Annotated in this window: 5 protein-coding genes; all 5 read right to left on the bottom strand. The window is 73.9% G+C overall.

From position 1 onward, the window contains the following. Nucleotides 1–32: 32 nt before the first annotated feature. Nucleotides 33–1,049 (bottom strand): amino acid--tRNA ligase-related protein, encoded by a 1,017-nt coding sequence (locus AB0472_RS18785; protein ID WP_366357567.1) that lies wholly within the window; start codon nucleotides 1,047–1,049, stop codon nucleotides 33–35. A gap of 264 nt (nucleotides 1,050–1,313) precedes the next feature. Then, nucleotides 1,314–2,684, bottom strand: coding sequence for a condensation domain-containing protein (locus tag AB0472_RS18790; RefSeq protein ID WP_366357568.1), 1,371 nt, complete (start codon nucleotides 2,682–2,684; stop codon nucleotides 1,314–1,316). Nucleotides 2,685–2,693: 9 nt separating this feature from the next. Continuing rightward, nucleotides 2,694–4,088, bottom strand: a complete 1,395-nt coding sequence (locus AB0472_RS18795) for an MFS transporter (protein ID WP_366357569.1) — start codon at nucleotides 4,086–4,088, stop codon at nucleotides 2,694–2,696. After that, nucleotides 4,085–5,728, bottom strand: coding sequence for a condensation domain-containing protein (locus AB0472_RS18800; RefSeq protein WP_366357570.1), 1,644 nt, complete (start codon nucleotides 5,726–5,728; stop codon nucleotides 4,085–4,087). Before AB0472_RS18800 ends, AB0472_RS18795 begins: the two co-directional genes overlap by 4 nt. A gap of 93 nt (nucleotides 5,729–5,821) precedes the next feature. Beyond that, nucleotides 5,822–7,639, bottom strand: coding sequence for an asparagine synthase-related protein (locus tag AB0472_RS18805; RefSeq protein ID WP_366357571.1), 1,818 nt, complete (start codon nucleotides 7,637–7,639; stop codon nucleotides 5,822–5,824). Between the last annotated feature and the right edge of the window lie 628 nt (nucleotides 7,640–8,267).

Raw genomic sequence — 8,267 nt, forward strand, 5'->3', positions numbered from 1 at the left:
GATATCCGGGCCGAGAGGTGGAGCCGGAGGGGTCAGGGGGTGGCGGGGAGGCCGTTGGCGCGCTCCAGGAGCTGCAGGTCGCGTACGTCGGTGTGGCGCAGGACCCACATGAAGAAGCGCTCCACGCCCATGCCGAAGCCGCTGGTGTGCAGGGGCTTCTCCTGCTTCATCCGCAGGTACCAGTCGTAGTCGTCGGGCGAGACGCCGTGTGCGGCGAGCGCGCCGAGGGCGTGGGCGGCGTCGGTGTGCCGTTCGCCGCAGCCGACGACCTCGCCGGGTCCGATGAGCAGGTCGGCGTTGAGGGCCTTGGCGCCGGTGGCGTCGGTGGCCTGGTAGAAGGGGACGGAGAGGTGGTCGAAGTGGGTGAGCCACACGGCGGGACCGTGCAGTTCCATGAGCCGGCGCTCCCCCGCCCTGGTGATGGTGCGCCACTGGTCGTGGAACTCGAAGTACTCCGGGTCGCCGCCGAGGGCGGTCACGGCCTCGTCGAAGGTGATCCGGGCGGTCGGCTTGGCGAGGAAGTCGGTGAGGTGCTCGATGCCGCCGGCGATCCGGGCGACGGGGCCCTCCAGCTCGCGCAGGACGGCCTCCGTGAGGTGGCGCAGGTAGGCGTCGGCCACCGCGATCACGTCGTCGAGGCCGCCGGGGATCTCGGCCTCGCTGTGGAAGAACTGGCTGAGGTGCGTGGCATCGGTCTCCTCGCCGCGGAAGCTCGGCATGAGGTAGTAGCAGCCCTGGTCGGCGATGCGGCAGCCGTACTCCAGGAGGAACTGCATGGAGTCGGCGAGGTAGGTGGGGACGCCGAAGAGGTCCACCTGGACCGGCAGCGAGTCGCTGCCCAGGCCCATCGGCGAGGAGATGGAGGAGGTGGTGACGGGCAGGTGGAGCGCCTTGACCTGCCGGGCCCGCCAGAACGCGGCGGTCTCGTAGTTCACCAGGTCCTGGAGGTCGACCAGGGAGGTGTACAGCGGGTCGTCCAGGATCCGCAGGTAGCGCGGCAGAGCCTCGGCGAGCGGCCCCTGCGGCGGGCGTGAATCGACTTTCGACATACCGTGGACCTCCAGTTTTTCGCGCACGCCCGTCAGGGACGGGATCGGGGAAGGGGGGTCGCCGGCGACCGGGCGGCTGGTCCTCGCTCCGGCGGCCGTTCGACTGATCGCAGCCTGGCACCCGCCGATTCCCGTTCCGTTGCCGTTCGTTCCGTGGCCACCGCCCGGTGCGCGGGACGCAGGGAAAGCGATGGGTACGGCGTGGGGCGCGGCCCTGTCGCACCGGGCCACCGGGAGCGCACCACGGGGGCTCCTGATCCCGGCTCAGCCCAGGGCGGCGAGCCAGGTCTCCACGAGGGAACGGTCCAGGAGGCGCTTGCGGAACACGCCGCTGCAGCGGAGTTCGTCGCCGGTGTCCGAGATCCACAGGCTGAGGTCGAACATGGCGTCGGACAGCGTGGGGACGCTCAACTGCCCGCGCACGCCTTCCAGTTCCAGGCGCATGACGGGGTTGCCCGAGATGAAGACCGAGCGGCGTTGGTAGGCGAACTCCCCGTTCCCGGCGTCGCCGTTGCCCACCGCGTCCCGGATCACGTCGAAGGGGACGCCCTGGTGGCGCAGGGTCCACAGCACGCTCTCGCGGACCGCTTCGGCCATGGCGGTCAGGTCGGCGGACCGCGGTTCCCGCACCGTGACGGGCAGGACGCTGACGAAGTTGCCGAGCACGTCCCGGGCGGCGGGCACGAAGCGTCCGGGCAGCGGGGAGAAGAAGGAGAGGCCGGGACCCAGCACACTGGGGCGCATCGCGTGCAGCAGCTTGGCGGTGGCCAGCATGAAGCTGGACACCGACAGTTCGGCGGCCTGCCGGACGTGTCGTGCGTAGGCGGCGCCGGTGAGGACGGTGGCGGCCTGCTCGCCCTCCCGGGTGCACTCGGTCCAGGACAGGGGCCGGGCCAGCACCATGTCGGGGATGCCGTCGGGCAGGCGTCGGCGCCACGCGTCGCAGAGTTCGTCGCGGGCCGCGCCGGCCAGGGCACGGCGTTCGGCGGCGGCGACCCGGGCCAGCGAGGCACGGGGCCGGGCGCGGTCGGTTCCGGTCGTGGCACCGTCGCGGTACGCGGCGGACAGGTCGTCGAGGAAACGGGCGTAGGAGATCCCGTCGCAGACCGTGTGATCGGCCGTGACGACCAGGACGCAGCCCTCGCCGCCCGGGTGCCGCACCAGGGTGACCCGCAGCAGGCGCCCGTCGCGCAGGTCGAAGGGCCTGGTCATCTCGGCGTCCGCGAGACGGCGGGCGGTCGCCCGGGTGGACTCCCGGTCGGCGGCGACCGGCTCGACGACGACCACCCGCGGACGCCAGTCCGTCTCGCGGTACTGGGGTCCGTGGTCGGGGTCGACCCGGTAGCGGTGCGCGAGCGCGGGGTTGAGGACCACGGCACGCGCCAGCGCCCCCTCCAGGCGGGGCACGTCGATGTCGACGCCGGGGAATGCGAAGAGGAAGCAGGTCAGATTCTCCGACGGCAGGGAACCGTCGTCACGGAGCTGGTGGCGCAGGCCGATGCTCATCCGGTGCGGGACGCCGCGCCAGAGGCCGGGCGGGGCCTCGGCGGGGGCGCCGGACGGGGCCTCGTCGGACGCTTCGGACAGGACCTCGGCGGGGGCGCCGGACGGGACCTCTGCGGGTTGGGCGGTCAACGGAACTCCTCAGGAATCGCGGGGCTGCGCGAGCGGTACGCCGTCACCGGCCGCGAGCGCCGACCGGCCCGGCGCCTGCCCGCGCAGCGGTGGCCCGGGGTTCGCGATCGGGTCGGCGCCGTCGTGGTCGGGCACCGGACCCGGAGCAGGCGTCCGGGGTCCCGCACCGGTGGAACGGCGGTCCGCGGCGAAGCCCGCGAGGTGCAGGAAGGCCGCCGCCACCTGGGCCAGGGCCAGCACGACGAAGAGCGTTCGGGTTCCCTCCGCCCGGATCGTCGTGCCGCTGACCAGCAGTCCGCAGGTACCCCCGGCCAGGGCGACGGCGGTGGCCACGGTGAGCGCCTCGGGCCGGACGGCGCCCGGCAGGCGCAGCGCGCGTACCGCGGCGACCGGCGCGCTGGAGACGCCGTTGAAGAGTCCGGCGAGGACCAGGCAGCCGAACACGGCGGTGATCCCGAGCTGCAGCGGCAGGACCAGGAAGCAGAGAGCGAGGAGCACCCGGCCGCCGACCGCGAGCACCGGTGCGGACAGGTGCCGCAGCAGGGGGCCGACGAGCAGGGTTCCGGTGAGGGCGGCGGCGCCGAAGGCACCGGACAGCGCTCCGGCGACCGTGGGCCCGCGTTCGCCGAACTCCAGGGCAATGACCGGCAGGGCCGCGAACAGGCCCTGCCAGGCGAACTCGGAACAGACGAGGGCGAGCGACCAGGTGGCGGTGAGGGGATCGGCGAGCAGGGCGCGTACGCCCGCCAGGCCCAGCCGCGAGGGAGGGGGCGGCGACGGGACGGCCGGGGGGAGGAAGCGGCGGAGCACCAGCAGCGACAGGGCGAAGCTGACGGCGTCGGCGAGGATCACGGGGACCGGGCCGCACAGGGCGACCAGGACGCCGGCGAGGGGCGGTCCGAGCGTCATGCTGAGCCGCATGGCGCCCTGGAGGGCGGCGGTGGCCCGGCTCAGGAGTGTCCCGTCCTCGCCGACGACGTCCGTGAGCGTGGCCTGCTGGGCTGCGGAGTAGGGCGCCATCGCGGCGCCGAAGACGAACATCGCCGCGGCGGTCAGGGGCACCGCGAGGGTTCCCGCCGAGGCCAGGAGCGGGACGAGCGCGATCAGTACCCCGCGGTAGCCGTCGCCCAGCAGCATCACGCGACGGGGTCCCGCGCGACCGGTCCAGGAGGCGCCCAGGGTGCCGATCAGGGTGGTCCCGGCCATCTGAGCGGCCATCACCACGCCCATGGCACCGGCCGATCCGGTCCGGGTGAGCATCAGCCACGGCACGGCGACGACGGTCAGCGAGCTGCCGAGCATCGACACGCACTCCGCGGCGAGCACGGCCCGCAGCGCCGGGTGGCGCCACAGGCCGGCGCCGCGGGCGGCGCTGGTGTCGGGGGCGGTGCCGGTGCCGCTCACGGGCGCGGTCCGACCACGTGTTCGGTGAACTCCGCCAGGCGCGGCCGGCTGAACAGCACGCTCAGGTCCACCTCGCGGCCGAACCGGCGGGAGACCTCGATGATCAGGCTCTCGGCGAGGAGCGAGTGGCCGCCCAGTTCGAAGAAGCTGTCCTCGGGCCGGACGTCGTCGATGCCGAGGACGTCCTGCCACAGTCCGATCATGGTGGCGAGGGCATCGTCGTCGGTGTGCGCGGGGTCGGCCGGGCCGGTGCCGGACACGGCATCGGAGGCCGGGTTCGAGAGGATCCCGGCCACCGGGGTGTCGGGGTCGTCGGCGACGGTCCAGAGGATGTCCTGGTAATCGGCGGCCAGGGCCTTGAGCAGGGGCTCTCCCAGGGCTCCGACGGGGTCCTTCCACAGCACATGGGTGCCGGCGCTGTCCTCGCGGACCATGACGGCCAGGGTGAAACCGGCGGTGCTCTCGATGTCCTGGAGGCTGAGCACCGCGTGGCAGCCGGGCGCGTCCAGCCGCAGGTCCATGACGTCCAGGCCGTCGCGCAGGCCCGCGTGCCAGTACTGGAAGATGCTGCGGTGGGTCAGTTCGCGGGCCTGCGGGCCCACCAGCCCGGCGCTGCGCATGATCGTCGGCAGCGGCAGGTCGCCGTGGGCGAGGGCGCTCTTGACCCGTCCGCGGAGCCGGCGCATCACGTCCGTGTAGGTGTCGGTCGCGCTCACCTGGGCGCGCACCGGGAGCAGGTTGACGAAATAGCCGACCTGCTGCCGGGTCTCCTCCAGGGTGCGGCCGTGGAAGGGCAGGAACGACAGGACGTCCTGGGCACCGGTGTGACGGCGCAGCAGGGCGTAGTAGCCCGCCATCAGGGTGGTGACGTAGGAGACGCCGGAGGTCTCGGCGCGGTGGCGCAGTCCGGAGACCAGGTCGTCGGGCAGGACGTCGCTGAGCATGGCGGGGCGGGGCGGGTCGGCGGGGGTGGCCGGGAGGGTGAGGGGGGTGATCCCGGTGCCCAGCTCGGCGGCCCAGTAGGCCCGGTGGCGTTCGCCGTCGGTGTCCTCCGCGAGCCGGACCGAGCGCAGGGCGTGCGCCTGGAGGGCGCGGGGGTCGCCGGGCACGTCGACCGGTTCCCCTGCGTACGCCTGGCGCAGGGCCTCCAGCAGGAGCAGCACGGACGCGCCGTCGGCCACGATGTGGTGGAACGTCAGCAGCAGGACCTTCCAGTCGGGGCCGGTGAGGAGCTGGACCCGGGCCAGCGGGCCGGTGCGCAGGTCGAACGGGCTCTGCCAGGCCAGGCGTACGGCCTCGTCGCGGGCGAGGTGCGAGGTGATCTCGGTGACGGGGATCGGCGGGGCGTCGCCCCAGTCCAGCCGGTGGCGGCCTGGGCTGCCCGTCACACGCCCCCTGAGCTGGGGGAACGCCGTGCCCAGGCGGTCGACCGCGTGGCGGAGTCGGGCGGGATCGAGGTCGCCGTCGACGGCGAGCGGGACGGGGATGATGTTGGTCCACTGCCGCGGATCGATCTGCCAGGCCACCTTCATGGCCTCCTGCCCCACGGAAAGGGGCACGCTGTGCGGGGTGGTGTGCGGGGACGTGAGTGAGGTGGTGATCGGGGTGGTGTGCGGGGTGGTGTGCGGGGTGGTGTTCATCGAAGGTCGTCTCCCGGGTTCCACACGTGATGGTGTCGTGATGAGGGGCGCCGGACGCGTGGGGCGTCCTCGCCCGCGGAGGGGGCGGCCCGGTCAGATCCGCAGCCGTACCCGGTGGCGGCGCAGCCAGGCGTCGAGTTGGAGGAGCATCTCCACGTCCGCGCGCCCGAACCACCCGCCCCGGTCGAGGAGCCGGGGGTCGTCGGCCACCCGGGCGGCGGCGCCGAGGTCCGTGACGGCGTGCACGGGTGCCGACGGGTCGTCGAGCAGGTCGCGCAGTCGGCGGGTGACGAAGGCCTTGTACCGGTCGTCGTAGAGGGCGGGGAAGGTGGACTTCCGACGTTCCAGGACGGAGGGCGGCACGAGGTCGCGGGCCAGGTCGCGCAGAATGCTCTTGGTGCGTCCGCCGGTGAACTTCATCGCGACCGGGACGTTGTACATGAACGTGTAGAGCGCGTGGTCGGCGAACGGGAACCGCATCTGGACCCCGGCGGCGGCGCCGAGTCGTTCGGTGTGCAGCATCGTCTGTTCCAGCAGCCGGGTGACGGTCAGATGGTCGATCTGCCGCACGGTGCGGCGGCCCGGTGAGTCGTCCGGGAGGACGGGGACGCGATCGAGCGCGGTGCGGAACACGCGTTCCAGGTATCCGTCGACGTCGAGGACGCGCAGCAGGTCGGGGTGGAACAGACCGGTGCCGATGCCGTGGGCGACGCCGAACCGGCGGGCCTGTTCCAGCCACGGGAAGGTGGTCAGTTCGGGCACGCCGTCGAGGTCGCCGTAGAGGCCGCCGAACATGGTGTCGGCGGCCTCGCCGGAGAGCCCGACGGCGGAGTGCACGGCGAGGGAGCGGCTGAGCAGGTACGGGGTGACGTTCTTGTCGCCCCAGGGGGTCGGGTAGTCCTTCGCGGCGAGCACCTCTTCGCGGGTCGCGGGGTCGAGGACATGGTCGATGTCGACGACGACGTCCTCGTGGTCGCAGTCCCAGAAGCGGACGACGTCCTCGATGAAGGGGCGGTCGGGGATGCGGGAGGTGGTGCGGGCGAAGGACACGGTGCCCGTGACCGGCCGGCGCCCGGTCCCGGTGGCGACCAGTCCGGCGAGCACGCTGGAGTCCAGCCCACCGGAGAGGAGCACGGCCGTGTCGTCGTCCTCGATGTCTGCGGCGACCGAGGCCCGCAGCAGCCGGTCGGCCTCCTTGGCCGTGGCGTCCGCGTCGAGGACGTGTTCGTGGGCCTCCAGGGACCAGTAGGCGCGGGCGCGGATCGTGCCGTCCGGGGTGAATCGGAGCACGGTGGCGGGCGGGACCTCGTTGACGCCGCTCAGGGCGCCGCGGCCGTCCTCGCGCATCAGGGTGAGCAGGGCGCACAGGGCGTCGGCGTCGGCCTCGGGGCTGACCATGGGGTGCGCGGTCACGACGGCGACATCGGAGGCGAAGACCACGCCGCCGGGCGTGCGGATCCAGCTCAGGGGACGGACGCCGAACCGGTCCCGGCCCAGCACGAGGTCACCGGACCGGGTGTCCCAGACGGCGAACGAGCAGAGTCCTTCGAGCCGTTCGGCCAGTCCCGTGCCCCAGCGCAGGTAGGCCCGCGCGATCACCTCCGAGGCGGAGGGCGGGTGCGGACCGGGCTGGCGGCCGGCGCCGAGCGCGTCCCACAGGGCCGCGGCGTTGCGCAGATGGCCGTCGCACACGGCGACCGCGACGGTCCGGCCGTCCTCGCGGACGGTGGCCGGGGCGGCGGGCCCGCGCCGGACGGGGTCGCCGCGCTGGACGAGCGCGGCACGCGGTTCGCTCCAGGTGCCGCCGTCGTGCGGGGCCCGGACCCGCAGGCCGGTGAGCATCCCGGTCACCTCAGCGTCCGCGCGTGTCAGATCACGCTGTCCGTCGGTCCATCCCGCGATGCCCGCCACCCGGTCCCACCTCGCCCACGGCCGTCTGCTGCACGCCACGCGGTGCCCCCGGACCCGCTGGCCCGGACCGGCTGGTCCGCGTCGCCTTGACGCCGTCACGCTAGGTGGGGGCGGTACCGGGCGACCCTCCGTCGGGATTCCGCCGGGGGGCTCCGCCGAGCGGGCCCCGGAACGCGGAGGGCACGGTGCGGGAACGCCGCCGTTCGACGCGGCACCGGTCCCCCGCCCCACGCTCGGCGGTCGTCGCGGCGCCGGCCCGCGGTCCCTGGACGGTCGCAGTCACCCCGGCCCGCGGTCCCTCGACGGTCGCAGTCATCCCGGCCCGCGGCCTCCGGGCAGTCCGCAGCACGCCGGCCCACGGCCTGCGGGCCATCACCGTCCCTGCTCTCCCGCGTCCCCCAGCCGGTCACTCCTCTCGCGTTTCCCTCCGACAGCGCGGCGCCCCGGCGCCGTTCACCTCCCGGCGTCGCCGCCGCCCCGCGCGGGCGGGCAGCGCCGGAAACGGCCGGACACCGGGCCGGAACCCGCTCGGCCCGGAACCCGGAACACCGCTCTGGTGCACTGCTGGCGCAGTGGGGGTCCTGGCCCCGCCGGGCTCCGGCAGCGGCCCGAGGTGTCCTGTCCTGGA

It is taken from the genome of Streptomyces sp. NPDC086777, assembly GCF_040702065.1.
Classification (GTDB): domain Bacteria; phylum Actinomycetota; class Actinomycetes; order Streptomycetales; family Streptomycetaceae; genus Streptomyces.